Source organism: Stenotrophomonas sp. JC08 (assembly GCF_052180205.1).
Lineage (GTDB): Bacteria > Pseudomonadota > Gammaproteobacteria > Xanthomonadales > Xanthomonadaceae > Stenotrophomonas.
On record NZ_CP197473.1, the window covers coordinates 2475143 to 2501320 of the forward strand.

General features: G+C 63.9%; 21 protein-coding genes. 14 read left to right on the forward strand and 7 right to left on the reverse strand.

Annotated features, from left to right (window positions below; all coding sequences use genetic code 11):
• The first annotated feature begins 222 nt into the window (after positions 1-222).
• The 5 genes from ACSBPQ_RS11420 (at position 223) to ACSBPQ_RS11440 (ending at position 8598) form a co-directional block, all read left to right on the forward strand.
• Positions 223-2862, forward strand: coding sequence for a TonB-dependent receptor plug domain-containing protein (locus tag ACSBPQ_RS11420; RefSeq protein ID WP_442682260.1), 2640 nt, complete (start codon positions 223-225; stop codon positions 2860-2862).
• 77 nt (positions 2863-2939) lie between these two features.
• Positions 2940-4352: a sulfotransferase gene (locus ACSBPQ_RS11425; RefSeq protein ID WP_442682261.1), complete on the forward strand. Its 1413-nt coding sequence runs from the start codon at positions 2940-2942 to the stop codon at positions 4350-4352.
• Positions 4353-4480: 128 nt separating this feature from the next.
• Positions 4481-5311, forward strand: a complete 831-nt coding sequence (locus ACSBPQ_RS11430) for a class I SAM-dependent methyltransferase (RefSeq protein ID WP_442682262.1) — start codon at positions 4481-4483, stop codon at positions 5309-5311.
• Positions 5312-5372: 61 nt separating this feature from the next.
• Positions 5373-7241, forward strand: coding sequence for an O-linked N-acetylglucosamine transferase, SPINDLY family protein (locus ACSBPQ_RS11435; RefSeq protein WP_442684574.1), 1869 nt, complete (start codon positions 5373-5375; stop codon positions 7239-7241).
• Positions 7228-8598 carry a 2OG-Fe(II) oxygenase family protein gene (locus tag ACSBPQ_RS11440; RefSeq protein ID WP_442682263.1) on the forward strand — a complete coding sequence of 457 codons (1371 nt, stop codon included), beginning with the start codon at positions 7228-7230 and terminating at the stop codon, positions 8596-8598. Before ACSBPQ_RS11435 ends, ACSBPQ_RS11440 begins: the two co-directional genes overlap by 14 nt.
• Here ACSBPQ_RS11440 and ACSBPQ_RS11445 read toward each other — a convergent pair.
• Entirely contained in the window at positions 8595-9194 is a 600-nt protein-coding gene (locus tag ACSBPQ_RS11445; RefSeq protein WP_442682264.1) for a TetR/AcrR family transcriptional regulator, read from the reverse strand. The two genes, ACSBPQ_RS11440 and ACSBPQ_RS11445, sit on opposite strands and share 4 nt — an antisense overlap.
• 165 nt (positions 9195-9359) lie before the next feature.
• Between ACSBPQ_RS11445 and ACSBPQ_RS11450 the strand changes: the two genes are divergently transcribed.
• From ACSBPQ_RS11450 to ACSBPQ_RS11460, 3 genes are all read left to right on the forward strand, one after another.
• On the forward strand, positions 9360-10268 hold the full coding sequence (locus ACSBPQ_RS11450; RefSeq protein WP_442682265.1) for an alpha/beta fold hydrolase: 909 nt from the start codon (positions 9360-9362) through the stop codon (positions 10266-10268).
• Positions 10265-12739 carry an acyl-CoA dehydrogenase gene (locus ACSBPQ_RS11455; protein ID WP_442682266.1) on the forward strand — a complete coding sequence of 825 codons (2475 nt, stop codon included), beginning with the start codon at positions 10265-10267 and terminating at the stop codon, positions 12737-12739. The genes ACSBPQ_RS11450 and ACSBPQ_RS11455 overlap by 4 nt, the downstream gene beginning before the upstream one ends.
• 66 nt (positions 12740-12805) lie before the next feature.
• Positions 12806-13276, forward strand: a complete 471-nt coding sequence (locus tag ACSBPQ_RS11460) for a hotdog fold domain-containing protein (protein WP_442682267.1) — start codon at positions 12806-12808, stop codon at positions 13274-13276.
• A 22-nt stretch (positions 13277-13298) separates the two neighbouring features.
• Here the strand turns inward: ACSBPQ_RS11460 and ACSBPQ_RS11465 are convergent, their stop codons facing one another.
• Together ACSBPQ_RS11465 and ACSBPQ_RS11470 are read right to left on the reverse strand one after the other, a co-directional pair.
• Positions 13299-13655 carry a DUF1304 domain-containing protein gene (locus ACSBPQ_RS11465; RefSeq protein WP_442682268.1) on the reverse strand — a complete coding sequence of 119 codons (357 nt, stop codon included), beginning with the start codon at positions 13653-13655 and terminating at the stop codon, positions 13299-13301.
• Positions 13656-13719: 64 nt separating this feature from the next.
• Positions 13720-15084 (reverse strand): NTP/NDP exchange transporter, encoded by a 1365-nt coding sequence (locus tag ACSBPQ_RS11470; protein ID WP_442682269.1) that lies wholly within the window; start codon positions 15082-15084, stop codon positions 13720-13722.
• Positions 15085-15234: 150 nt separating this feature from the next.
• Here ACSBPQ_RS11470 and ACSBPQ_RS11475 point away from each other — a divergent pair, with 150 nt between their 5' ends.
• Positions 15235-16836 carry a GMC family oxidoreductase gene (locus tag ACSBPQ_RS11475; RefSeq protein ID WP_442682270.1) on the forward strand — a complete coding sequence of 534 codons (1602 nt, stop codon included), beginning with the start codon at positions 15235-15237 and terminating at the stop codon, positions 16834-16836.
• A gap of 142 nt (positions 16837-16978) precedes the next feature.
• Here ACSBPQ_RS11475 and pilB read toward each other — a convergent pair whose 3' ends face one another.
• Together pilB and ACSBPQ_RS11485 are read right to left on the reverse strand one after the other, a co-directional pair.
• Positions 16979-18709, reverse strand: a complete 1731-nt coding sequence (gene pilB, locus ACSBPQ_RS11480; protein ID WP_442682271.1) for a type IV-A pilus assembly ATPase PilB — start codon at positions 18707-18709, stop codon at positions 16979-16981.
• A gap of 148 nt (positions 18710-18857) precedes the next feature.
• Complete coding sequence (locus ACSBPQ_RS11485; protein ID WP_442682272.1) at positions 18858-19844, reverse strand: diaminopimelate dehydrogenase; 987 nt, start codon at positions 19842-19844, stop codon at positions 18858-18860.
• A 373-nt stretch (positions 19845-20217) separates the two neighbouring features.
• On the opposite strand from ACSBPQ_RS11485, the gene ACSBPQ_RS11490 reads away from it, so the two are divergent.
• Entirely contained in the window at positions 20218-20595 is a 378-nt protein-coding gene (locus ACSBPQ_RS11490; protein WP_442682273.1) for a hypothetical protein, read from the forward strand.
• A gap of 730 nt (positions 20596-21325) precedes the next feature.
• On the opposite strand, the gene ACSBPQ_RS11495 is transcribed toward ACSBPQ_RS11490, so the two are convergent.
• Positions 21326-21760, reverse strand: coding sequence for a pilin (locus ACSBPQ_RS11495; RefSeq protein WP_442682274.1), 435 nt, complete (start codon positions 21758-21760; stop codon positions 21326-21328).
• Between the two features lie 65 nt (positions 21761-21825).
• A complete protein-coding gene (locus tag ACSBPQ_RS11500; protein ID WP_442682275.1) occupies positions 21826-22239 on the reverse strand; it encodes a pilin in 414 nt (137 codons plus the stop codon).
• Positions 22240-22760: 521 nt separating this feature from the next.
• Here ACSBPQ_RS11500 and ACSBPQ_RS11505 point away from each other — a divergent pair.
• From ACSBPQ_RS11505 to ACSBPQ_RS11520, 4 genes are all read left to right on the forward strand, one after another.
• Positions 22761-24017 carry a type II secretion system F family protein gene (locus ACSBPQ_RS11505; protein WP_442682276.1) on the forward strand — a complete coding sequence of 419 codons (1257 nt, stop codon included), beginning with the start codon at positions 22761-22763 and terminating at the stop codon, positions 24015-24017.
• Positions 24018-24020: 3 nt separating this feature from the next.
• Positions 24021-24884 (forward strand): prepilin peptidase, encoded by an 864-nt coding sequence (locus ACSBPQ_RS11510; protein WP_442682277.1) that lies wholly within the window; start codon positions 24021-24023, stop codon positions 24882-24884.
• Positions 24885-24990: 106 nt separating this feature from the next.
• Positions 24991-25488 (forward strand): helix-turn-helix domain-containing protein, encoded by a 498-nt coding sequence (locus ACSBPQ_RS11515; protein ID WP_442682278.1) that lies wholly within the window; start codon positions 24991-24993, stop codon positions 25486-25488.
• Complete coding sequence (locus ACSBPQ_RS11520) at positions 25485-26144, forward strand: nucleotidyl transferase AbiEii/AbiGii toxin family protein (protein ID WP_442682279.1); 660 nt, start codon at positions 25485-25487, stop codon at positions 26142-26144. Before ACSBPQ_RS11515 ends, ACSBPQ_RS11520 begins: the two co-directional genes overlap by 4 nt.
• Positions 26145-26178 lie beyond the last annotated feature (34 nt).

Sequence of the window (26178 nt, forward strand, 5' to 3'; positions counted from 1 at the left end):
GCAAGCACTGGAAAACGCCCCTCAACAGGGGCGTTTTTTGTTGCACCTGCAACAGACTTTGCCGAATTTCACCAAATCCAATGACTTTATTAACAAAGCTTTAATTTCATCGGATACGGAAGTACTATCGAGCCAGCCTCGTAATTTTGGGCCCGATTTTCGGCTCGTTGCGATGGCCATTCCACTTGAAACCACCAAGATCCCTTGGAAGAGAGAGAGCCCATGAATTGCAAGACCAACAAGCTGCGTGATGCAGTTGTACTTGCGCTGGTCGCAAGTGCCGGCACCGCAGGTGCCGCCTACGCCCAGGACGAAGCCAAGACCGGCGCCACCAACCTGGATCGCATCGAAGTCACCGGCTCGCGCATCAAGCGCGTCGACGTGGAAGGCCCGAGCCCGGTTACCGTCATCTCGCGTCAGGACATCGAAGCCGCCGGTGAAATCTCGGTCGCCGACTTCCTGCGCAACACCGTCTACAACTCCTTCGGTTCTGACCGTGAGTCGTCTGGTTCGGCAACCGGCTCCTTCGCATCGATCAGCCTGCGTGGCCTGGGTGCCGAATACACCCTGGTCCTGCTGGACGGTCGCCGCATGACCAAGTCGGCATCCCAGGATGGCGGCGCCGCGAACATCAACCTGATCCCCACCGCTGCGGTTGAGCGCATCGAAATCCTGCGTGAAGGCGCTGGTGCGGTGTACGGCTCCGATGCCATCGGTGGCGTGGTCAACGTCATCCTGCGCAAGGACTATGAAGGCCTGACCTTCTCCGCTGGCTATGAAGCTCCGAAGGTTGGCCCGAACGGCAACACCGGCAGCATCGCCGGCGGCATCAGTTCCGACCGCGGCAACGTCACCTTCGTCCTGGATCACCAGGAGCGCGAGATGATGTACAACCGTGACATCAAGGACATCGTCACCGGTGCCGGCCTGGCATGGGGCACCAGCTCCTTCAACTCCTCGGCCAACTTCTTCAGCCCCTCCACCGGCCTGGTCGGTGTTCCGAACTGCGACACCTTCGAGAACAGCATCCGCGTCAACGCAGACCGCTGCGGCTTCGACCATGGTGCGACATCGGCCAACGAATCCTCGATGTCGCGTGACTCGTTGCTGGTCAACTCCAACTACCAGCTGACCGACAACACCTCGTTCTTCTTCCGTGCGATCGCATCGGATACCAAGAGCATGGGCGTGTATGCGTCGGCACCGGTAGACACCTACCCGACCATCTCCGCCAGCAACCCGTTCAACCCGTTCGGCGTGGACGGCACCCTGTACTACCGCTTCACCCCGCTGGGTACCCGCGATTCGATCCGCAAGGACAGCTACCGCGACTACTCGTTCGGTCTGCAGGGCAGCTTCGATTTCTTCAGCAAGAGCGCTGACTGGGAAGTCTTTGCCGGCCACGGCCGCGTCGCCCTGAGCAGCGTCAACTACAACTACGGTCTGGGCAGTGCGCTGCAGGACGCCATCGACGCGGGCAACTACAACCCGTTCGATCCGACCTCGGCCAGCGTCGCCGCCGCTGCACCGTCGGTTGGCCACACTGTTTATATTGAAAACGAACAGCGCACCGTCAACGTCGGCGGCAACATCTCGTTCGACCTGTTCGAGATCGGCGGCCGCCCGTCCGGCTTCGTGACCGGCTTCGAGTACCTGGACGACCGTCTGGTATCGGTCTATGACGCCCAGAGCGCTGCCGGCAACGTGTTCGGCTCCGCCGGTGCCGGCGCCGGTGGCTCACGCGCCTCCTACGCCGTCTACTTCGAAAGCCTGCTGCCGCTGCTGGACAACCTGAGCCTGACCCTGGCCGGCCGCTACGACTCCTACAACGACGTCGGCAGCAAGTTCTCGCCGCGTGCCTCGTTCGAGTTCCGTCCGCTGGATACGCTGCTGGTCCGCGGCTCCTGGGGCAAGGGCTTCCGCGCACCGACCCTGCCTGACCTGTACGGCGCTTCGTCCAGCACCAACCTGAACAGCCCGCCGCTGGCCTCGGCCGGCCACCCGGGTGGTGACGAGCTGGCCTGTAAGGCACTGCAGGCGGTACAGGCCACCCCGGGCAATGCCAACTACCAGCCGTATCCGGTCAATCCCTGCGCCTCGACCGACCAGTACCAGTGGCTGGTGTCGTCCAACCCGTTCCTGAAGCCGGAAGAGTCGGAAAACTGGGGTGTGGGCTTTGTGTGGAGCCCGCTTGATTCGCTGTCCTTCGCGGTCGACTACTACGATGTCGAGCTGAAGAACGTGATCTCCACGGTGCCGCGCGCGCTGGCATTCCGTTACGGCGACGAGGGCGTCCCGGGCTACGGTGTCGATCGTACCGGTGACATCATCGCCCCGAACGGCGCCGTCCTGCCGGGCGTGCCGCAGCAGATCCTGCTGCCGATCGACAACGGTGCCGTGCAGACGGTACGTGGTATCGATTTCGAAGGCTCCTACCGCTTCGAAACCGCGGCGGCTGGCAACTTCACCACCAAGCTGTCGTGGTCGCACCAGCTGGAATACGACTTCACCCCCATCGCTTCCTCCACGCTGGAGCGCGCCGGAACGGCAGGCCTTCCGCAGGACCGCGGCCAGCTGATGCTGGGCTGGGACAAGGGTGACTTCGCCGCCTCCGCCATCGCCAACTACATCGGCGACTCCTCGGATGGCACGCCCGCCAAGTCGCTGCCGTCCTGGACCACGTTTGACCTCCAGGCCAGCGTGGCACTGCCGTGGAATGCCAAGGTCACCCTGGGTATCCGCAACGTCGGCAACAAGATGCCGCCGTTCAATGCCACCCTCTACGGCTTCCCGTACTACGACAACTCGCTGTACAACATCTGGGGTCGCACCCCGTACATGCGCTACGAGCAGAATTTCTGATCCAGCGCTTCCCGTTTGAAGCACCACAGCGACCCGCTTAATGCGGGTCGCTTTTTAAGAGATTTCCGGCATATCTGATGAAAGCCCCAGCTCCGCCCAGGCATCCCGCTGATCCCGGCATCGACTGGCAGGCACACCCGGACCCTGGCATCGAAAAGCTGCTGCAGTCATCAGACGCCGGCACCATCAGCAGCGCACTGCTCCACCCAAGAATCAAGAACGATCCCTACGCATGGCTGCGTGCACTGGATCGCCTGCTGCAGTTGCAGCCCGGCAATCATCAGGCGTTCGACCACTGGGCCCAGGCCATGCTTATGGGCAACCGCCCCACTGCGGTCTGGGAACGGCTGCGCCATGCCATGCAGGCCGGCACGCTGGAGGACAGGCATTACCTCCTGGCAGCGCAGGTCGCACAGGTGATCGGCGACAGGGAATCGGCGCAATCGCTGTTCCTCCAACGCCTGCAGATGCACGAGGCCGATGCCGACACCTGGCAGAAGTATGTCGAGTTCATCGCGCCCCATACCCCTCCGGATGATCTGCAGCCTCGACTGCTGAGCCTGCTGCAGGAAGCCGGCGATGCCTATGCGGAGGAAAAGCTCAGGTTCTCGCTGTCCAGTGCGCTCCTGCGCACCGACCCCGGAAAGGCGTTCTCCTGGGCATCTTCGGCACAGGACCTCAAAAGACAGCGCCTGCCCGTATGGCAGGAAGAGGAGCTGCGCCGGCGTCTTCTGAATGACCGGCAGTGGGCCCGGTACTCCAAGGATGTCCCGGTCGAGCCGGCCCGGAAAGTCTTCATTGTCGGCATGCCACGCAGCGGCACCACGCTGCTCAGCTCACTGCTTGGCGCCCACTCCGCCATGAGCAATGTCGGTGAACAGAACCTGGTGCCCTCCCTGGCCAGCCATGCCGGGCAAACACCCATTGCCACTGCGTTCGCGGACTTCGCGGGGAAATGGTATGCCGCGGCCACCGCCGATCTGTGCAGGGAAGGCGGAATTTCCGTCGACAAGCTTCCCGCCAACATCGAATACTGCGGCTTCATCCTTTCCTGTTTTCCTGATGCGCGGATCATCCATATGCAGCGCGATGCACATGACTGCGCTGTTTCGATCCATCTGCGCGACTTCGATTTCGGCTGCAGTTACTCGACGAGCCCCGCGACCATCGGCCGCTATAGCGCACTGGCCTCGGACCACGCACAGCGTCTTGCGCAGCTGCATCCGCAAAGAATGATCAGCGTCGCGTTCGAGGCCCTGTTGGCTGATCCGGAGAACATCCTGGAAAGAACACTGGCCCGCCTCGGACTGCCATACGAGGGGCAGATGCTGGACTTCTGGAGGAAGCGGCAGAGCACTGCCACCTTCAGCGAATCCCAGGTACGACAACCCCTCAACAGCAAGGGTCGCGGCATCGCGATCCGCACAGGAACAGCGGCCGCCGGATTCCTCGCCCGCTACGACCAGGCATTTTCAGAAGGCTCCCCATGACTTCCTCAACGCCTCCGGCATCCGGCCCCAACGAGCACTGGACGAAACTCTGGAAAGCCGGAGTGCTGCATTCATGCAACGCCGCGATGGGCGGGAACTATGACGGCAGCATCCGCGATTTCTGGACCATGCAATTCAACGCCATCGGTCCGGGGAAAAGTGTTCTCGACCTCGGTACCGGCAACGGCGCCCTGCTGCTGCTGGCACGGGAAACATGGCCTGACCTGGTGTTGCACGGCATCGACAGCGCACAGATCGACCCGGCCAGAGACATGCAGCACAGCCGGATCGACTACCGCGATATCCACTTCCATCCCGGCTGCTCGATGGAGGCAATGCCCTTTGCCGACGGCAGCATGCAACTGGTCACCTCCCAGTACGCGTTCGAATACGCCACATTGCCCACGGCACTGGCCGAGGTGCTGCGCGTGCTGGATCCGGAGCGCGGGCGTATCGCCATGGCCATCCACAGTGACCACTCCGAAATCGCGAAGATGACCGCCCGCCAGCTGCAGGGGCTGGAGCTCATCTTCGGGCAGCTCGGCATGTTCGACAAAGCGATGCGCCTTTCAGCTGGACTGCTGCAGAAGATGCAGGGCGGCCCGGATAATGCCGAGAACGCACGACTGGAGTTCAACACGGCCGCCCAGGCCATGATGTCCGCACTCTCCGCACCGGATTCCGCACCGGTCATCGACAAGGCCGGACAGCTGTTGCAGTCGGCGCTGTCGCATCTTCCACACGCACCCGCCATGGCCCTTGAGTCACTGGTCCGCGGCCGCGAGCAACTCCTGCATGAACATAAACGTCTGCAGGAAATGGCCGCTGCTACCTATGACAGGCCGCGCCTTGATGCCCTGATCGAGAGATTGCGGGCAACAGGCATGCAGGTTGAACCGGGAGTGCTGCAACAGGCCGGAATGACAATGGGCTGGACCTTGGTGGCGCACCGTGGATGAAGCCGAACTCGCCCGCAAGCTCCACCAGACAGGGCACTTGCAAGAGGCGCAGGCCGCCTACGTGCAGGCGATCAAGGCGTTCCCGCTGGATGCCGGCTTGCTGCGCGACTTCGGCGTGCTGCTGATGCAGGCACGACGCCCTGCCGATGCACTTGAGCAGTTCGGAAAAATTCCGGCACAGCATCCGGCATATCCACTCTCCCTTGTGCCCAGGGCGCTTTGCGAGCGGGAAACAGGGAGAACAGAAAACGCCTTTGCCAGCGCGCAGGAGGCGATCGTCTCCACCCCGTTGGATCCGGTGGGCTGGCTCCTTCATGGCAGCCTGCTGGTGCGTAGAGGTGGACTGGAAGAAGCGGACAGGTCACTGCGCCGCTGTCTGCAGCTGGCACCCGGCTTTGGCGAAGCACACCACTTCCTGGGCGAGTGCCTGCAACGGCAGGGCCGCTATCGCGAGGCCATCGAGCACTACCAGAAAGCACTTGTGCAAAGGCCGCAGGAAGCACTGAACATCGCCCAATGCGCCGAGCTCATGGGCTCGATGACAACCGCCCGCCAGTATTACGAGAAGGCGGTCAGCGTGCTTCCCCGCCATGTCGACGCGCATGCCCGCCTGCTGCACCTGTTGGCCAGCCTGTGTGATTTCCCGGCCCGCGAATCTGTCAAAGCCACAATCGACGCACTGCTCTCCACCCCGCTGCAGCCAGGCGATGTGCCCGAGCCATTCCTGCTCTGCTACCAGAATCTGTCCGCTTCCGCATACCGCAAGGTCCTGGAGAACTATGCAGCACAGTTCCCAGCGCCCGCCGCCCCCATCCACTCCAATGATTCCCCTCGCCGCGATGGGCGCATGCATATCGGCTATCTGTCGGCGGATTTCGACAACCATGCGATCAGCCACCTGGTCTGCGACCTGTTCGCCGCACATGACCGGCAGCACTTCAAGGTATCCGGCTTCTCCCTGCGTCCCTCGACAGCTGCGCCGGTATCGCCCGCAGACAAGGGATTTGACGGCTTTTTCGACCTCCACCATCTTGCCGATGCCGAAGCCGCCGCACTGATCGCCCGCGAACAGATTGACGTGCTGATTGATCTGGGCGGCTACACCCTGGGGGCACGCCCCTCCATCCTGGCGTTGCGGCCGGCCCGCATCCAGTTGGGATGGCTGGGCTTCATCAGCCCGCACCAGGCGAGCTGGATGGATGGATTGATCCTGGACACGGTCGTACAACCGCCAGATACGGACTGGCCGTTCTCCGACCGTGTCATCCACATGCAGTCGCCGCTGCTGCCGGGAGTCGCAGCACCCGCAGCCACCGGGCTGACCCGCGCCGACTTCGGCCTGCCAGCGGATGGGCCGCTGCTGATCAGCCTCAACAGCACCTACAAGCTCAGTGCCGGATTGATATCGGCCTGGGCCGCCATCCTGTCCGCGTGCCCATCCGCCAATCTGGCCGTCTATGCGCCCGCCCATGCCCGCGAAGGCATCAGCGCGCACTGGCTGCGCAGCGGTGGAGATCCAAAGCGCCTGCTGTTCGTCGACAAACTCGATCACGCCATGCATCTGGCGCGGATGCAGTGCTGCGACCTCATGCTCGACGCCTTCGACTACAGCGCCGGCGCCACCGCGATGGATGCCGTGGCCGCAGGCCTGCCCAACCTGTGCCTCGTTGGCGACACGCCAGCGGCACGCATGTCCGCCAGCATCAATCACCATCTCGGTCTTGATCGGCTGATGGCCACCAGCATTCCCGACTATATCGACAAGGCGATCGGCATCATCACGCAGCCAGGCGCACTGCTGGCCATGCGGGCGATGCTGGCCTCATCCGGCAAACGCCTGGAGCTGCTCAATCCACGCCGGGCAGCCAGCGAAATCGAGGCCATCTGCCGTGACCTGCTGCAGCCGGAGGTACTGGATGACAAGTCCTGAAGCACTGCTTGCCGCCACGCGGCAACAGGCCCAGCGGGGCAACCTTGCCGGCGCGATCGCCGGCTACGAGTCGTGCCTGCAACAGCAGCTTCCCGTTCACCAGGAGTATGCCGGGCTCCTCTATCAGCACGGGCATTCCAGCCGGGCCGCACAGGTGATCACGGCGGCACTGGAGACCGCTCCGGAAGATGCGCATCTGTATTTCCTGCGGGCACTGGCATTGATCGCCGGCAGACAGTCGACCGCCGCGCTGGCCGACCTGGATACCAGCCTGCAGATCAGCCCGGACAATCTGGCGGTATTACGCCAGCGCGCAACCCTGCTGGCACAGCTGGACCTGCTTGACGCGGCACTGGCGGATTTCCAGAAAATCCATCAGCTGGCACCCCACGATGGCGACGCACTCGGCAATTGCGGCATCATCCACCTCCGCCGCAACGAGTACACACAGGCAGCCGGACTGCTCGAGCTGTACCTGCAGCGCTACGCCCGCAACCCGCAGATAGTCCGCAGCCTGGCCAACGCCTATCGGTCGATGGGAAACCTTGAGCGGGCATTGCCCATGCTCGCAGGCCTGGATGCACAGTTTCCCCAGGTCGATGCCGTGCAGACCGACTACGCCCTTGCGCTGCTGGCGGCACGGCAATTCGACCAGGCACAGCACCTGTATCAGACGGTGGCAAAGCGCTCACCCGGTGACCAGTGGGCGCTTTCCGGGCTCTATATCGTCAGCGCAGCCCGCTGCGATACCAGCGCTGCGCGCAGGCTCATGCCCCCGGATCTGGTCCTGCCTGCAGATGACGGCAACCTGCTGGATCGGGACGTGCTGAAGACACAGATCCTCTCGCACCCCCGCCTGCGCTGGGAGCCTGCCGGGAAATCGACCACAGGTGGCCAGCAGACCACCCTGCTTGAGCTGGATACAACCGCCTTCAAGCCGCTGTCGACACTGCTTCACCAGCGCGTCGAACAGGCGTTTTCAACGTTTGATCCGCTTGCCAGTGAAGGCACCGCCCACCCATGGTTCGGCGGACGCCCGGCAAAGTGGAAACTGCAGGTATGGGCCACCGTGCTGCACGGCGAGGGCGGTCACCAGCGCCCCCACATCCACCCCGCAGGTTGGCTGAGCGGCGTCTATTACCTCGACAGCGGCGACCCCCATCCGGGCGAAGGCATGCTGGTGTTTGGCCACCCACCCGATGAACTGCAGCTGCCAGCGCCGCAGGATGACTTCAGCCATCAACCGCGGAGCGGACAGCTGCTGTTCTTCCCGTCCTTTTTCCTGCACCACACCACGCCGTATACAGGCAGCACCGCCCGCATCAGTATCGCGTTCGATGTGGTTCCGGTTTCCTAGACGGGAATCAACGTCTCGATGACGTGTTCGACGTAGGCCTCGAAATCCTCGCGGGCCTGCTTGGGCTGCTGCAGCTGCAGCGACAGCTGCAGGAAGCCGACGTAGGCGGCGTAGGCCAGGCGTGCGCGATGACGGGCGTCGGTGGAACTGAGCCCGGCCTGGCGGAACGAGGCGATCAGGTATTCCATACGCCGCTGCGAGACGCGGTCGATGACCGGGCGCACCATCGGGTTGTCCAGTGCCTTGAGCAGTTCGCTGTAGATGATGTGCGGGGTGACTTCGTGGGCGACCAGCTGGAACAGCGCGCGCAGCCGCGTACGCGGGTCGGGCACCTCTTCCAGACTGCCGAACACCTGCTGCTGCTCCACCACTTCCCAGCGCTCCAGTGCCGCCTGCAGCAGCGCGTCGCGCGAGGGGAAGTGCCAGTAGAAGCTGCCCTTGGTGACACCCAGGCGACGGGCCAGCGGCTCGACCGCCACCGCGCCGACACCCTGTTCGGCAATCAGATCCAGTGCCGCCTGCGCCCAATCGTCGGCACTGAGCCGGCTGTGACGGCCGCCACGGGAATCTGCCGGAAGATTTGATGAGTCGTTCATGTGCCGATTTAACCATACGGCGGAGATTGGTTGCAGTATGCAATGCAATCCTGAACCGGGCTACCGGCTCGGGTGCCCTTCCGGGAATCCCTTGTTTTCCGCGACTTTCCGCCATCCATACGCAAACGTATTGACAGGCGCGCCACGGCATCCATACCATCGGGTATGGAAAATTCATCCTCCCTTTCCCAGACCAGCGAAGACATCGTGCTGCATGGCGCCCACGGCATTGCCCTGGGCGCGTCGCGCACGACCGGGCGCCGTCCGCCGATCCTGTTCGCGCATGGCTTTGGTCAGACCCGCGGCGCTTGGGCCGCAGCTGCCGAAACACTGGCGACCGCCGGTCATGCCACATTGCGTTATGACGCGCGCGGCCATGGCGATTCGGACTGGAACCCGGCGGACACGCCCTATCACGGTGACCAGTTCACCGATGACCTGATCGTGGTCGCCGGTGAACTGCCGACGCCGCCGGTGCTGGTCGCCGCTTCGATGGGCGGCCTGTTCGGACTGATGGCCGAAGCGCGCTGGCCCGGGCTGTTCTCGGCGATGGTGCTGGTGGACATCACCCCGCGCTGGGAAACCGGTGGCGTGGAGCGGATTCTGGCGTTCATGAGCGCCCATCCACACGGCTTCGCCTCGCTGGAAGCGGCCGCCGACAGCATCGCCGCGTATATGCCGCACCGCCCGCGCAAGAGCGGGGATTCCCTGCGCGCCCTGCTGCGCCCGACGCAGGATGACCGCTGGAACTGGCATTGGGACCCGCGCCTGGTCGATGAGCTGGCGCGCGACAGCGAGCAGCACCAGGACGCCATCGCCGCAGCCGCGCGCAAGGTGCGCTGCCCGCTGCTGCTGATCAGCGGTGGCCGCAGCGATCTGGTCTCGCCGCAGACCGTTGAAGAATTCATGGCGCTGGTGCCGCATGCGCAGCACGTGCATCTGCCCGACGCCACCCATATGGTCGCCGGCGATGACAACAACGCGTTTACCGCCGCCGTGTTGAACTATCTGGACGCACTGCCTTCGGCTGCCGCGTCCGCCCGAACCGAGCACGTTACCGGAGCAAGCCTATGAGCATCGTCCTTCCTTTCCTGGCCCTGCTGCTTGCAGGTGCCTTCGTCGCCTACCACCGCATGCGGCTGGTCGTCTGGACCCTCGCCAGTGCGGTGCTGCTGGCCGCCTGCTGGTTCGCCGGCGTCAACCAGACCGCGATCATCGTCGCGGTGGCCATCCTTGCACTGGTCAGCGTGCCGGTGCTGCTGCCGTTCCTGCGCAAGCCGCTGATCACCGCGCCGTTCATGGGCGTGTTCCGCAAGGTGCTGCCGCCGCTGTCCAAGACCGAGCGCATCGCGCTGGAAACCGGTTCGGTCGGGTTCGAGGGTGAGCTGTTCACCGGTGATCCGGACTGGAACATCCTGCTCAACTATCCCAAGCCGCAGCTCACCGCCGAAGAACAGGCCTTCCTCGACGGCCCGGTCGAAGAACTGTGCCGGATGACCAACGATTTCGAAATCACCCACGTGCATGCCGACCTGCCGCCGGAGATGTGGGACTTCATCAAGAAGAACAAATTCTTCGGCATGATCATCCCGAAGGAATACGGCGGCCTGGGCTTCAGCGCGCTGGCCCACCACAAGGTGATCCAGAAGCTGGCCTCGGTATCGAGCGTGGTCAGCTCCACCGTCGGTGTGCCCAACTCGCTGGGCCCGGGTGAGCTGCTCAACCATTACGGCACCCAGGAGCAGAAGGATTACTACCTGCCGCGCCTGGCGATCGGCCAGGAAGTGCCCTGCTTCGGCCTGACCGGCCCGTTCGCCGGTTCCGATGCCACCTCCATTCCCGACTTCGGCATCGTCTGCAAGGGCATGTGGAAGGGCGAGGAAGTGCTGGGCCTGAAGCTGACCTTCGACAAGCGCTACATCACCCTGGCCCCGGTCGCGACCCTGATCGGCCTGGCCTTCCGCATGTACGACCCGGACGGCCTGCTGGGTGACACCTCGGACATCGGCATCACCCTGGCGCTGCTGCCGCGTGACACCGATGGCGTGGAAATCGGCCGCCGCCACTTCCCGCTGAACTCCACCTTCCAGAACGGTCCGATCCGCGGCAAGGACGTGTTCATCCCGCTGACCCAGCTGATCGGCGGCGCCGAGAAGCGCGGCCTGGGCTGGAACATGCTCAACGAGTGCCTGGCCGTGGGCCGTTCCATCACCCTGCCCTCCACCGCTTCCGGCGGTGCCAAGGCCGGCGCGGTGGTGACCGGCGCGTATGCGCGCATCCGCAAGCAGTTCGGCCTGTCGGTCGGCCGCTTCGAGGGCGTGGAAGAAGCGCTGGCGCGCATCGGCGGCAAGGCCTACAAGATCAGCGCGCTGTCGCAGGCCACCGCCGCGGCGGTGGACCGTGGCGACGTGCCGTCGGTGCCGTCGGCGATTGCCAAATACCACTGCACCAACATGAGCCGCGAAGTCATCGCCGATGTGATGGACGTGATCGGCGGCAAGGGCATCATCCTTGGGCCGCGCAACTTCGCCGGCCGCAGCTGGCAGGCCGCGCCGATCGCCATCACGGTGGAAGGTGCCAACATCATGACCCGCTCGCTGCTGATCTTCGGCCAGGGCGCGATCCTATGTCACCCGTGGGTGCTGAAGGAAATGAAGGCCGCGCAGGACGAGGACCGCAAGGCCGGGCTGCGCGAGTTCGACCAGGCGCTGTTCGGGCACGTGCGCTTCGGCATCTCCAACGCCGTGCGGTCGCTGTGGTTCGGCCTGACCGGTGCCCGCTTCGGTGCGGCGCCGGGCGATGCCTACACCCGCCGCTACTTCCGCAAGCTGGACCGTTACTCGGCCAACCTGGCGCTGATGGCCGATATCTCGATGATGACGCTGGGCGGCAAACTGAAGTTCAAGGAGTCGCTGTCCGGTCGTCTGGGTGATGTGCTCAGCCACATCTACATGACCAGCGCCATGCTCAAGCGTTACCACGACGAGGGCGCACCGGCGGCCGACCAGCCGCTGCTGGCCTGGGCGTTCCACGACAGCGTGCACAAGATCGAGGAATCGCTGTCGGCTGCCCTGCGCAACTTCCCGATCCGCCCGATCGGCTGGCTGATGTGGGCGCTGATCTTCCCGCTGGGCCGTCGCGCCGAGGCCCCGGGCGATCGTCTGAGCCGCCGCGTCGCCGCCTCGCTGATGTCGCCGAACGAAGCCCGCGAGCGCCTGGCCCACGGCGTGTTCCTGACCCCGTGCGAGAACAACCCGGGTGGCCGCATCAACAGCTACCTGGTCAAGGCGATCATGGCCGAGCCGGTGGAGCGCAAGTTCCTGAAGGCACTCAAGACCAAGGGCATCGAGGCGCTGACCTTCGCCACCCAGCTGGACGAGGCCGTGGCCGAGGGCGTGATCACCCAGGACGAGCGCAAGCTGCTGGAGGAGCTGCGTGAGATCACCATGGACACGATCACCGTGGACGACTTCGACACCCACGAGCTGCGCTCGGCCGGCTATTACGACCTGCCCGGCAAACAGCGCCCGCAACAGGCCGCCTGAGCCGGCAACAATGTGACAACAACGGCGGGCCAGGTGCCCGCCGTTTTCATATCAGGACGCATCGACATGACCGCTCCGCTGCTTTCGCTGTACCGCCGCTTCAGCCGCTGGCCGGCCGGCAACTGGCTGTTCTCACGCGCGGTGTGCTTCAAGGCGCCGTACTTCGACAGCATCTCGCCGCGGATCACCGTGCTGGAGCCGGGCCGCTGCGAAGGTGTGATCCGCCAGCGACGCCGCATCAGCAACCACATAGGCACCGTGCATGCGATCGCCATGTGCAACCTCGCCGAACTGGTCGGCGGGGTGATGGTCGATGCCAGCTTGCCGGCCGACATGCGCTGGATTCCCAAGGGCATGGAAGTGAAGTACCAGGCCAAGGCACGCGGCGTGCTGAAGGCGGTGGCGACGCCCGCACAGCCGATCAGCAGCGCAACCAGCGGCTACGACCTGCCGGTCAATGTCAGCGTGACCGATGCGGCGGGCGTGGAAGTATTCCAGGCGACGATTGCGATGTGGGTATCACCGCGCAAGGGCTGAGCCGCCACGTCGACCTTCTGGGCTACAGCGCGCGCAGCCCCAGCGCCACCATCGCCGGCAGCGCCTGGATGAAGAAGATCCGCCGGTTGACGCTGATCGCCCCGTAGCTGCCGGCGACCACCACGCAGAGCAGCGCGAACGTCACCAGCACCGGCTGCTCCAGCAGCAACCCGGCCACGATCCCGGCGGCGAGAAAGCCGTTGTACAGGCCCTGGTTGGCGGCCAGCACGCGGGTGATCTGCGCCTTTTCCGGCGTGTTCCGAAAGGTTCTCAAGCCCAGCGGCCGGGTCCACAGGAACATCTCCAGCACCAGAAAGTAGCCGTGCAGGACGGCGACCAGCACCGTCACCAGCAACGCGGTCAGCGCAATCGGAGTCATCGGCATCGATCCGGTTGGGATGGCGTGAGCATAGCCGGCCCGGCAAGCCGCCAGCGTCTGCCCGTTACGCCGGATCGGCGGGGGCGTTGACCGGGGCTTCGTCCGGCAGGGTCCGCTGCGCGCGGATCACCCGGATCGCGCCGATCGTCATGCCCGCCGCCACGCCCACGCCGGCCAGGAACACCAGATGCGAGCCCATGCTGGCCAGCAGCTTGTGCAGCCAGACGAAAGTCAGGTCGCCACCGCGGTAGACCACCGTGTCGATCACCGCCTTGGCCTTGTAGCGGGACTCGCGGTTGACCCGCGTGTACAGCGTCTCGCGCGCCGGTTTGGCCAGCGAGAACTCGCCGGCACGGGTCATCACCTGCACTACCGCCACCAGCAGCGGCAACGGCGAGGCGGCCAGCAGCGAGAAACCGAGCAGGATCGCCAGCGCCGGCAGCAGCAGCAACGGCGCGATGCCGTAGCGGCGCATCAGCCAGCGGGTCAAAAACAGCTGCACGAAAATCGTCAGCACATTCACCGCAAGATCGATGTTGGCGTAGTACGCCGTGCGCGCCGCATCCTCGGTGAAGAAACGGCGCGCGATGGCGGCCTGCTCGTTGTACAGGAAGGTGCCCACGCCGACGCCGAAGAACATCAGCACCGCCAGTGCGCGCAGCAGCGGATCGCTCCACACCAGCCTCAGCCCGGCCAGCACCGAGCCGCCCATCGCCTGCTCGCCGCTGGCATCACGCAGCCGCTGCTCACGCTGCAGCGCGAACTTGCGCAGTTGCAGGATCGCGAACAGGCACATGCCAAGGAAGGCGGCAGATACCAGCAACAGGTTGCCCACGCCGATCTTCTCCACCAGCAGGCGGGTGATCAGCGGCCCGGTCAACGCGCCGATGGTGCCGCCGGCGCCGATATAGCCGTAGACCTTCTTCGCGTCCTGGTTGGAGAACACGTCGGCCATGTAGCTCCAGAACACCGACACCGCGAACAGGTTGAACACCGCCACCCAGATGAAGAACGCCGCACCGCGCCCCGGCAGCTCCTCGCGGAACGCCCAGTAGAAAAACAGCAGGCAGCCGATGAAGGCCAGGTACATCACCGGCAGGAATACCCGCCGCGGGTAGCGCGACACCAGCGCGCCATACACCGGCTGCGCCAGCACCATGCACACGAAGGTGCCGGTGAACAGCACCTGCAGGGTGAAGTCACCCAGGCTGATGCCCAGCTGCGCGGCCCACTGCACCAGCCCGGCCGGGAACACCGCCAGCACGTCGTCCGAGGCGCCCATCGCATCACGCACCGGGCGCAGCAGGTAATAGCCGGTCAGCAGGCAGAAGAAGTACAGCAGCGACCACCACAGTGCCGGAGCTTCCACTCCAAGCAGGGAAATCACCTGGCGCAAGCCACCGCGCGCGGGAGGGGAAAGCTTGCTCATACGTCTGACTGCACCACGGGTGGGGGAACCGGCACGCCGGTTCCACGGCGTGGGCGCAACTTATCCGATGCACTGCAACATCGCCAGTGCAACAGGTCTCGCCGATCCGCAACGGGCCGTTCTATGCTGTCGGCGGGAAAGGGGGAAACCGTGGACGCGTTCGATTACATCATCATCGGTGCCGGCTCGGCCGGCTGCGTGCTGGCCAACCGGCTCAGCGCCGATCCGCAGCTGCGGGTATTGCTGGTCGAGGCCGGCCCGCGCGACTGGCACCCGTTCATCCACATGCCCGCCGGCATTGCCCGCCTGGTCAACAACCGCAAGCTCAACTGGAGCTACGACACCGAGCCGGAGCCGGCGCTGGGCAACCGCCGCCTGTGGTGGCCGCGTGGCAAGGTGCTGGGCGGTTCCAGCTCGATCAACGCCATGTGCTACGTGCGCGGCGTGCCCGGCGACTACGACCGCTGGGAACAGGCCGGCGCCACCGGCTGGAACTGGGACAGCGTGCTGCCGTGGTTCCGCCACAGCGAAGGCAACGCGCGCGGCGGCGATGCCCTGCACGGTGCCGATGGCCCGCTGCAGGTGGCCGACCTGCGCCACGTCAACCCGCTCAGCCACGCCTTCATCGAAGCCGGGCAGCAGGCCGGCTACCGGCTCAACAACGACTTCAATGGCCCGCAGCATGAAGGCGTGGGCCTGTACCAGGTCACCCAGAAGGACGGCGCCCGCTGTTCATCGGCCGCCGCCTACCTCACGCCGGTGCGCCGGCGCCGCAACCTGCAGGTACTCACCGCCGCGCAGGTCGCACGGGTGCAGATCGAAAACGGGCGCGCCACCGGCGTGGTGCTGCGCGTGGGCGGCCGCCCGCAGACGCTGCGGGCCACGCGCGAAGTCCTGCTCAGCGCGGGCGCGATCAACTCGCCGCAGCTGCTGATGCTCTCGGGGATCGGCCCGGCCGGACATCTGCGCAGCCACGGTATCGATGTGCGTGTGGATCTGTCCGGGGTCGGCACCAACCTGCAGGACCACCTGGACATCTGCACGCTGTACCGCAGCGTGCCCGGGGTCAGCTACGACCGTGCCAGCGAGCTGAAGATCGGCCTGGACTATTTCCTGCGCGGCCGCCGCGGTGCCGGCACCAGCAACGTGGCCGAGGCCGGCGGCTTCGTGCGCTCACGCTTCGCCGCCGACGAGCGTGCCGACATCCAGTTCCACTTCGTCGCGGCGATGCTCGACAACCACGGCCGCCACCGCCTGCCCGGCGACGGCTACACCCTGCACGCCTGCTACCTGCATCCACGCAGCCGCGGCCGTATCGAACTGGCCAGTGCCGACCCGCTGGCACCGGCGCGCATCCATGCCAACTATCTCAGCGATGCCGAAGGCATCGATATGAAGATGATGGTCGAGGCCGCGCGCCTGAGCCGCCACCTCCTGCAACAGCCGGCCTTCGCGCCATGGCGCAAGGCGCCGCTGTTCCCGGCCGACGATCAGCTGGACGATGCCGGGCTGGAAGCCTTCATCCGTGCCAAGGCCGAAACCATCTACCACCCGGCCGGCACCTGCCGCATGGGCAGCGATGACGCCGCCGTGGTCGATCCGCAGCTGCGCGTGCGCGGCATCGACGGCCTGCGGGTGATCGATGCCTCGGTGATGCCGGCCCTGCCCAGCGGCAACACCAACGCACCGACCATCATGATTGCCGAGCGTGCCGCCAGCCTGATCCTGGGCCACAGCCCACCGTCGCCGTAGAGCGGCGCCACGGACCGCCGGATGCTCCCGGCCCAGATGGGTGCCGCACCGGCACCCGCCCGGACTGCCGGAAATAGCCGGCACCATCGACGCCGGCCGCCCTTCCGGACGACACCGGCGCCGTGGCCGTTGCAGACGGCGCTCAGTCCTTGGTGACGCGGTTGATCTCGGCCAGGCTGGTAACCCCTTGCGCGGCCTTCAGCAGGGCCGACTGGCGCAGGTCGTTGACGCCGACCTTCTGCGCGGCCTCGGCGATATCCAGCGCATTGCCGCCTTCCAGCACGATGGTCGCGATCTCGTCGGTCATCGGCATCACCTGGTAGATACCGGTACGACCCTTGTAGCCCTCGGTGCACTCCTCGCAGCCGACCGGCTCGAACAGATTGATGCCCTTTTCGATCTGCGCGGCGGTATAGCCTTCGGCCAGCAGCGCGTTCTCCGGCAGCTGCACCGGCTTCTTGCAGTTGGAGCACAGCCGGCGCGCCAGGCGCTGGGCGATCACCAGCGTCACCGAGGAGGTGATGTTGTACGGCGCGATGCCCATGTTCATCAGGCGCGCGATGGTCTGCGGGGCGTCGTTGGTATGCAGCGTGGACAGCACCATGTGACCGGTCTGCGCCGCCTTGATGGCGATTTCCGCCGTTTCCAGGTCACGGATTTCGCCGACCATGATCACGTCCGGATCCTGACGCAGGAACGAACGCAGCGCGGCGGCAAACGTCATGCCGCGCTTGTTGTTCTGCTGCACCTGGTTCACACCCGGCAGGCGGATTTCCACCGGGTCTTCGGCGGTTGAGATGTTGCGGGTCTCGTCGTTGAGGATGCCCAGCGCGGTATACAGCGACACCGTCTTGCCCGAACCGGTCGGGCCGGTCACCAGCACCATGCCGTAGGGCTTGTGGATCGCCTCCAGGAACAGCTTCTGCTGGTCCGGCTCGTAACCGAGCTTGTCGATGCCCAGCTTGGCGGCGCTGCCATCGAGGATACGCAGCACGATCTTCTCGCCGAACAGCGTCGGCAAGGTGCTCACGCGGAAGTCGATCTGCTTGCTCTTGGACAGGTTGAGCTTGATGCGGCCGTCCTGCGGCACGCGCTTCTCGGCGATATCCAGCTGCGACATCACCTTCAGGCGCGCGGCAATGCGGTCGCGCAGCTGTACCGGCGCCTTGGCCACCTGCTTGAGCAGGCCGTCGATACGGAAGCGGACCCGGTACTCGTCCTCATACGGCTCGAAGTGGATGTCCGAGGCACCCTTGCGGATCGCATCCACCAGCACCTTGTTGACGAACTTGACCACCGGGGTGTCGTCGCCCTTGGCATCGACGCCGCTGTCGCCACCGGCGCCCATGTCCTCGTCGCCCGGAGCGACTTCCAGGTCACCCATGCCGTCATCGTCGCCGCCCAGCACGTCGCCGATGCTGTCATTGCTGGCCAGCCACAGGTCCAGCGTGCGCTTGATCTGGTCCTCGTCCACGAGGATCGATTCCACCACCAGATTGGTGTGGAACTTGATCTCGTCCAGCGGCTTGGTCGGGTTGGAGGTGCCCACGAACAGCTTGCCGCCGCGCTTGAACAGCGGCAGCACCTGGTGCTTGCGCAGCAGTTCTTCGCTGACCAGCTTCATCGCGTTGTGGCTGGCGTCGAATACCGACACATCCAGCAGCGGCATGCCGAATTCCATCGCGTTGGCCGCTGCCAGGCTGGCCGCATTCACCAGCTTCTTGTCGGCCAGCCACTGCGCCATCGGCACCTTGGCCTCACCGGCCTGGGTCATCGCGGTGCGGGCGGCAGCCTCGTCCAGCGCGCCGTCCTGCACCAACCGCCGGGCAATGCCGGTTATACCCACCAGGTTGGCGGATGCCATCGTGTTCATCGGGATTCCCCCTTCAACCAGACCGGAAAGATACCGCATACCGCCTGCCCGGCGTCATCCGGCATGCATGCACCGCCACTGCGTCGCCCCGCCACCGGGAGCACAACAACTCCCACCCGCAGAGCGCCGCGACAGTGGCCCCTCCTGCTTACAGCAGTTCGCGCCGCAATTCCGCCGCCGAGCGCGGCGACAGCAGGCCCGGTGCCACGTCGAACACCGTCACCGCGCCCACCTGCCCGGCCCGGTTCATGCGGTACACCGCGCGCGCATAGGCCACCAGCACGCTGGCGGTGAACTGCGGGTTGCTGTCCAGCGTCAGCGAATACTCCACCACCTGCGAGACACCCTCGCCGGTGCTGCCGCTGCGGATCACAAAACCGCCGTGCGGCATCGCCGAATGTTCCCGTGCAAGCTCCTCGGCGCTGATGAAGTCCACCTGCGTGTCGTACTGGTCGAAGTAATGCGGCATCGACACGATCGCCTGCCGTACCTGCCCGGCATCGGCACCGTCCTCCAGCACCACATGGCAGTGGCGGGTGTGCTTGTCGCGGGTGGACAGCACCGGCCGTGCACCGCTGCGCACCTGCGCCATCGCCGCTTCCGAAGGCACGGTGTACTGCACCCCGCCGGCCACACCCGGCACCCGGCGGATCGCATCGGAATGGCCCTGGCTCAAGCCCCGGCCCCAGAAGGTATAGGTCTCGCCCTCCGGCAGCAGCGCCTCGCCGAATACGCGGTTGATCGAGAACAGCCCCGGGTCCCAGCCACAGGCCACCAGCGCGGTACGCCCGGCCGCGCGGGCCGGCGCATCCACCGCCTCGAAATACTCCGGGATGCGCGCATGGGTATCGAAGCTGTCCACCGTGTTGAAGCGCGCCGCCAATGCCGGCCCCTGCGCCGGCAGGTCGTCCTTGGAGCCACCGCACAGCACCAGCACGTCGATATCGGCGCGTGGCACGTCCAGCGCCTCGATGCCGTAGACCGGCGTATCCGCCGACACCGTGGCCACCTGCCCGGGCGGGCGACGGGTGAACACCCCCGTCAGCGCCATGTCCGGATTGCGCGCGATGGCCAGCTCCACCCCGCGCCCAAGATTGCCGTAACCCACGATTCCGATGCGGATGGCATCACCCATTGCTGATTCCTGTTCAAAGAGGGGGAGGTGCGTGCCGGCCGGCAGGATCTCCGGCGGCAACGCGGAGCGGCATTATCCCTGCCGCGCAGCCGCCGTACGACGTTCCGCTGCAATCCCGCGCACCTTTCTTACAGCCCCGTCAGACTTGTTCCCCCATACAACGGGCAATTGCCGCTGGGAAAAGCAGCAAAACCCCGATGGCCGGGCGCCTTGCAACTGTCCCCAATAAGCCCTGCCACCACCAAGGTGGTTTTCATGGAAGGAAAGATTGAATGGGACAGAACAAAGCTTCGCTGGTGTTGCCCCCGGACCAGGTGGACCGCATCAATGACCTGCTGCTCCGCCTGAGGACGAACTGGAGCAGCTCATCGCCATGCCGCCACAACAACGCCAGCGCCTGTTGAAGATGCGGCCGGGTTCGGAGGTATTTGCCCGTCGCGCACTGGAAGCACTGGAACAGAATCCGGACATCATTCCGCCCAGCCTTGCCACGCAACTGCCCGCTGCCAAAGCCGACCTGCTGGGGATCGACCAGTTGCGCCCCATCCTGGACCGGCTCAACCGGCTGTGCGGCAGCGCATCGGATACCGAAATGGCCTTGGGCAGTGATGTCATGAACGTGGCGCTGGAGGGCTATAACCAGCTCAAACTGTCCGGGCGCGACAGGGGCCTGGATGCGGTACGCAACGAGCTGGGAGCCCGCTGGAAGAAGGGCCGCCGCCGCAACGACAGCATGCCCGAACCGGCCTAGCCACCCTCCCCCATTCTCCGTCGACATGCGCAGGCCGCCTCCGGGCGGCCTGTTTCATTGGATACAGAAGTCCAAAAAACCCTCTGTGCGCTACCAAGGCGGTGCACGGCCCCTGCCTCCGGACAGACAGGTCAAAACACTCGCCTCATCCAAGTCCGCTGCCACCCGAAACCTGAACGGAACAGCAAAAAGCCTCGACCGACAAGCAAAAAAGCTCATGCGCACAGCAAAAATCCTTGGCCGTTCAGCAGAAAGCCTTGAGGGAACAGCGAAAAGCCTCAACCGACAGGCAAATAGCCTCATCAACGCAGTCCGGAGCTTCAACGGACAAGCCCGCAGCCTGACCGGACAAGCAAATAGCCTCAACGGTACAGCTCGGAGCCTCATGCGCCTCAACTTGGCGGCAGGAGTATGGGTAATGGCAGAGTAGACAGTGTTTCAGAATATCGTGGGCCGACCGGTTGCATCGCGGCCCAACATCTTGACCATGCCCTACGGGGCGTCTTCATCAATGCAATCAAGAAACGCTTCTGGCGCTACTATGAAACAATAGGTTGGTCTGCCCCACTGCGCGAAGCCGAATGATCCCTGGCACGATCAAACTGAGGGAAGTGCTGGGTTAGTAAGGCCAACCCAGCCTACGGGCTGTGCTGAAAAATGTGGGAATACCTCAGACTTCGCCCCCATTTCTCCAGCCTGACAATTTCGAAGGGATTTTCTCAGAGGTTTCTTAGCATCCTAGCGGGCGATACTGCGCTGCAAACACACTTCCATCGCAAGTCCAGACACCATTCGCATCACGGTTAAGACTTAGTTTTTTACCACTTACTGCTGCATTTCCCGCAACTATACATCCGACTTGGGCCACCCCATCAGCAGCCAAAGTTGCATTAACTGCCGTACATCTCACCGATGGCTTAACGCCCACGTAGTCAGCATCGACCAGACTCACATCTCGACTATCTTGCACGACCACTTCAATAGTCGTTTTACCCGGACGAATTTCTGCGAGTGCTGATACTAATTGGCTTTTGGAAACATAGTCCTGATAGGCCGGAATCGCGATCGCTGCCAAGATGGAGACAATCGCCACAACAACCATCAGCTCTATAAGCGTAAATCCTCTATTGACTCGCATCTCCTTCCCCCTTGCGATGCCAAGCACTTAAACCTCTAGAGGCTCCGTAAAAGAAGCCCCGCATAAGCGGGGCTTCTTTAATACGAAGGCGATTAGGCGCCAGTACAACCAGTTGGTGCGAATTTCGCCAAAACCGTGGTAGCACAGGTCCAAGCACCATCAGCAGTAGCCCTGGTGAGCGTGATCGTCTTACCAAGTACCTGCGAGTTACCCGCCAATGTGCAAGCAAGCGAAGATGCGCCAGTAGAGGCCGTCCCCGTAGTTGCAAGAGCAGTGCAACGAGTAGAGGTCTTCAAGCCGATATCGGCGGGGAGTGCAAAATCCTTGCCCTCATTCAAAAGCAACTCAGCGGCAGTCTTGCCGCCGGTAATTTCAGCCAGACCAGCCGCAGTCTGAGACTTCGCGACATAATCCTGATAAGCCGGCAGCGCGATGGCGGCCAGAATGGCAATGATCGCAACGACGATCATCAGTTCAATCAGGGTAAAACCTTGCTGCTTCTTCATGGGTACATCCCCTAGAGGTTTGGATTGGTGATTGGAGCGGATGCCGAGGCGATCCGCCCCATGCGGGGTAGAACAAAGCAGGTTGCGTGCCAAGTTGCTGGAACTCCCCTACTCCCCGCCGACAATGATGGCAGCACCCGCGCAGATTGGAAGCCCCTGATTGATGGAGTGCGATCCAGCCCGCAATGTGACGTTCTGCGTCACATTGTGGCAACGCAATTCAGTGCGACGGCGGGATTGGGCGTCAGGCAGCACCTGTTGATGCTCTACAGCACGCCCCAGGACACGAGCACAGAGGCTTGGCGTTGCGACGGATACCCGGCGGGTGCAAAGCAAGGCTGTAATTTGCCATACCTTGAAGCTTGGTCGCGACTGATGGCCCGAGGCCACCCGGCGTCACTCCTAACCGACAGGCGTGATGGGGTTCGCCTATTTCAACGGATGGGATGCCGGAACCCGGCGATACCGCTACCATGCAACGGTTGCCGGCCCGGGGAGGGCTGGCGGGGGAGCCTAGAGATATGTCCGTTACCCGTAGTGCTATCAAGAACGAGCCGGTCGCCCGCGCCACCAGCCAGATGCAGCCGTTTGTCTGGGAGGGAACAGACAAGCGCGGCGTCAAGATGAAGGGCGAGCAGCCCGCCAAGAACGCCAACCTGTTGCGCGCCGAACTGCGCAGGCAAGGCATCAACCCTACCGTTGTGAAGCCCAAGCCGAAACCACTGTTCGGCGCCACCGGCTCCAAGATCACCGCCAAGGAAATCGCCTTCTTCAGCCGCCAGATGGCGACGATGATGAAATCCGGCGTACCGATTGTGGGCTCGCTGGAGATCATCGGCGACGGCCACAAGAACCCGCGCATGAAGAAGATGGTCGGCCAGATCCGCGCCGACATCGAAGGCGGCTCCTCGCTGTACGAGGCGATCAGCAAGCATCCGGTGCAGTTCGACGAGCTGTACCGCAACTTGGTGAAGGCCGGTGAAGGCGCCGGCGTACTGGAAACGGTGCTGGAGACGATTGCCAACTACAAGGAAAACATTGAAACCCTCAAGGGCAAGATCAAGAAGGCGCTGTTCTATCCGGCCATGGTTATCGTGGTCGCACTACTGGTCAGCTCGATTCTGCTGGTCTGGGTGGTGCCGCAGTTCGAGGAGGTGTTCAAGGGCTTCGGTGCCGATCTTCCGGCCTTCACCCAGTTGATCGTTGGCGCATCGCGCTTCATGGTGTCGTGGTGGTGGGTAATGCTGTTGGCCGCGATTGGCGCCCTTGGCGGATTCATCTTCGCCTACAAGCGCTCGCCATCACTGCAACACACGATGGACAAGTTGATCCTGAAATTCCCGGTGATCGGGCAGATCATGCACAACAGCGCCATCGCCCGTTTTGCCCGCACCACGGCAGTGACCTTCAAAGCCGGCGTGCCGCTGGTGGAAGCGCTGGGCATCGTCGCCGGTGCCACCGGCAATATCGTCTACGAGCAGGCTGTGCTGCGCATGCGTGATGACGTATCGGTCGGTTACCCGGTCAACATGGCGATGAAGCAGGTCAACATCTTCCCGCACATGGTGGTGCAGATGACCGCCATCGGCGAGGAAGCCGGTGCACTGGACGAGATGCTGTTCAAGGTGGCCGAGTACTTCGAGCAGGAAGTGAACAACGCCGTAGACGCACTGAGCAGCCTGATCGAACCATTGATCATGGTGTTCATCGGCACCATCGTCGGCGGCATGGTCATCGGCATGTACCTGCCGATCTTCAAACTGGCATCGGTGGTTTAAGCAATGGCATTTCTCGACCAGAACCCCGGCCTGGGCTACCCCCTCGCCGCCGGGCTGGGGCTGCTGGTCGGCAGCTTCCTCAATGTGGTGATCCTGCGCCTGCCCAAGCGCATGGAGTGGCAGTGGAAGCGCGATGCGCGCGAAATCCTGGAGCAGCCGGACATCTACGAGCCGCCGCCGCCGGGCATCGTGGTGGAGCCTTCGCACTGCCCCAACTGCAAGCACAAGCTGAGCTGGTACGAGAACATCCCGCTGTTCAGCTGGCTGATCCAGCGCGGCAAGTGCCGCCATTGCCAGGCACCGATCTCGATCCAGTACCCGATCGTGGAACTGGTCACCGCGCTGATGGTGGTGGCCAGCGTGTGGCAGTTCGGCTTCGGCTGGCAGGGCTTTGGCGCGATTGTGCTGAGCTGCTTCCTGGTGGCGCTGTCGGGCATCGATCTGCGCACGCAGCTGTTGCCCGACCAGCTGACCCTGCCACTGATGTGGCTGGGACTGATCGGCAGCATGGACAACCTGTATATCCCCGCCAAACCGGCCCTGATCGGCGCGGCGGTGGGCTACCTGTCGCTATGGACGGTGTGGTGGCTGTTCAAGCAGATCACCGGCAAGGAAGGCATGGGCCACGGCGACTTCAAGCTGCTGGCCGCGCTGGGCGCTTGGTGCGGGCTGAAAGGCATCCTGCCGATCATCCTGCTGTCCTCGCTGGTGGGCGCGATCATCGGCTCGATCTGGCTGTACTCACGTGGCCGCGACCGTGCCACGCCGATTCCGTTCGGCCCCTATCTGGCGATTGCCGGCTGGCTGGTGTTCATGTGGGGCGACCAGATGATCGGTAGCTACATGCGCCTGGCCGGGCTGGGCTGATCCTGCCGCTATTGCCCGGCGGAGCCACACTCCGCTGGGAGGCTGCCCGGCACTACAGGAACCTGACTGCTATATTGTCAAAATTATTTGACAAGAGAGATCGGGCATGGGCACTCATCTCAACACGATAGGCGCCGCCATCCGCACGCGCCGCACCATGCTCGGCTTGTCACAGGGCCGGCTGGCGCAGCTCAGTGGACTCTCGCGCCAAACACTCAGCGGTCTGGAAAATGGCACACTGCAAGACCTCGGTGTCAATCGGGTGGCCCAGGTGCTGAATGTGCTGGGCATGGATACCCCCACTCCCACAACACAGGCGCGCGACCGGAAAAGAGGGTTGTGGATGGCCGCCAAGACCGCCAGCGTCAGCTACAGGCAGGAGTTGGCACCTGACTCTCTTGCCCAGGCACTGATCACAGGCACCCCCCCGGCACAGTACATTCCGCACCTGGCGCAATTGCTGGACGAAGCCCCCATCCCCCTGCTGGTAATGGCTGTTGAAGAAGCCGCCCGGGATGGACACGTCAAACCGCAAAAGATCTGGCGCAACGTGGCAGCCATGGCGAAAGAACTGCGGCTGTCACGGCAGGATCTGCTGTCGTGACCGTTTCTCCCTCGTTGCCCACCGGGCCTTGGCAGCCGCTGTTCGCCCGCGCGGTATTGCTGCTGGACGACCTGCGCAACGCAACCGCGATGCCTCATCCGTTCTGGACGCTTGGCGGCGGCACCGTGCTGATGTTCCGTTACGACCACCGTGCCAGCAAAGACATCGACATCTTTGTTCCCGATCCACAGTACCTGGGCTATCTGAGCCCAAGGCTCAGCGACACCGCTGCCGATATGACCAGCGATTATGTGGAAGAGCCAAGCTCCTACGTCAAACTACAATTCGACGAGGGCGAGATTGATTTTGTCGCCTCACCCAACCTGCTCGATGATGCCTGGGAGTGGTGGAGCATCGCCGGGAGGGATGTGCGTGTGGAGCACCCGGCTGAAATCATCGCCAAAAAGATGTATCACCGCGGCCAGCAGGCTACGCCCCGCGATCTGTTCGACCTGTGTCTGGTGATTGAACGCGCCCCCGAGGCCTTGCGCGCAGCCGCTCCCTACCTGCTCCGGCATCGCGATGCATTCCTGGAGCGCATCCACGCCCGTCCCCAGATCCTGGAAGCCGGATTCGATGCGATCGACCGCCGTACCTACACGCCAACCCTCGACCACTGCATCGCAGTGGCCTCGCAATTTCTCAAGTCACTTTAGACCCTGACATCCACACTACCGGGCGCGGCTGCAC

What these genes read in the sequence shown, in the direction of transcription:
- ACSBPQ_RS11420 (WP_442682260.1), top strand. Translation starts at nt 223, where the DNA reads ATGAATTGCAAGACCAACAAGCTGCGTGATGCAGTTGTACTTGCGCTG.
- ACSBPQ_RS11425 (WP_442682261.1), top strand. Translation starts at nt 2,940, where the DNA reads ATGAAAGCCCCAGCTCCGCCCAGGCATCCCGCTGATCCCGGCATCGAC.
- ACSBPQ_RS11430 (WP_442682262.1), top strand. Translation starts at nt 4,481, where the DNA reads ATGCAATTCAACGCCATCGGTCCGGGGAAAAGTGTTCTCGACCTCGGT.
- ACSBPQ_RS11440 (WP_442682263.1), top strand. Translation starts at nt 7,228, where the DNA reads ATGACAAGTCCTGAAGCACTGCTTGCCGCCACGCGGCAACAGGCCCAG.
- ACSBPQ_RS11445 (WP_442682264.1), bottom strand. Translation starts at nt 9,194, where the DNA reads ATGAACGACTCATCAAATCTTCCGGCAGATTCCCGTGGCGGCCGTCAC.
- ACSBPQ_RS11450 (WP_442682265.1), top strand. Translation starts at nt 9,360, where the DNA reads ATGGAAAATTCATCCTCCCTTTCCCAGACCAGCGAAGACATCGTGCTG.
- ACSBPQ_RS11455 (WP_442682266.1), top strand. Translation starts at nt 10,265, where the DNA reads ATGAGCATCGTCCTTCCTTTCCTGGCCCTGCTGCTTGCAGGTGCCTTC.
- ACSBPQ_RS11460 (WP_442682267.1), top strand. Translation starts at nt 12,806, where the DNA reads ATGACCGCTCCGCTGCTTTCGCTGTACCGCCGCTTCAGCCGCTGGCCG.
- ACSBPQ_RS11465 (WP_442682268.1), bottom strand. Translation starts at nt 13,655, where the DNA reads ATGACTCCGATTGCGCTGACCGCGTTGCTGGTGACGGTGCTGGTCGCC.
- ACSBPQ_RS11470 (WP_442682269.1), bottom strand. Translation starts at nt 15,084, where the DNA reads ATGAGCAAGCTTTCCCCTCCCGCGCGCGGTGGCTTGCGCCAGGTGATT.
- pilB (WP_442682271.1), bottom strand. Translation starts at nt 18,709, where the DNA reads ATGAACACGATGGCATCCGCCAACCTGGTGGGTATAACCGGCATTGCC.
- ACSBPQ_RS11485 (WP_442682272.1), bottom strand. Translation starts at nt 19,844, where the DNA reads ATGGGTGATGCCATCCGCATCGGAATCGTGGGTTACGGCAATCTTGGG.
- ACSBPQ_RS11490 (WP_442682273.1), top strand. Translation starts at nt 20,218, where the DNA reads ATGCCGCCACAACAACGCCAGCGCCTGTTGAAGATGCGGCCGGGTTCG.
- ACSBPQ_RS11500 (WP_442682275.1), bottom strand. Translation starts at nt 22,239, where the DNA reads ATGAAGAAGCAGCAAGGTTTTACCCTGATTGAACTGATGATCGTCGTT.
- ACSBPQ_RS11505 (WP_442682276.1), top strand. Translation starts at nt 22,761, where the DNA reads ATGTCCGTTACCCGTAGTGCTATCAAGAACGAGCCGGTCGCCCGCGCC.
- ACSBPQ_RS11510 (WP_442682277.1), top strand. Translation starts at nt 24,021, where the DNA reads ATGGCATTTCTCGACCAGAACCCCGGCCTGGGCTACCCCCTCGCCGCC.
- ACSBPQ_RS11515 (WP_442682278.1), top strand. Translation starts at nt 24,991, where the DNA reads ATGGGCACTCATCTCAACACGATAGGCGCCGCCATCCGCACGCGCCGC.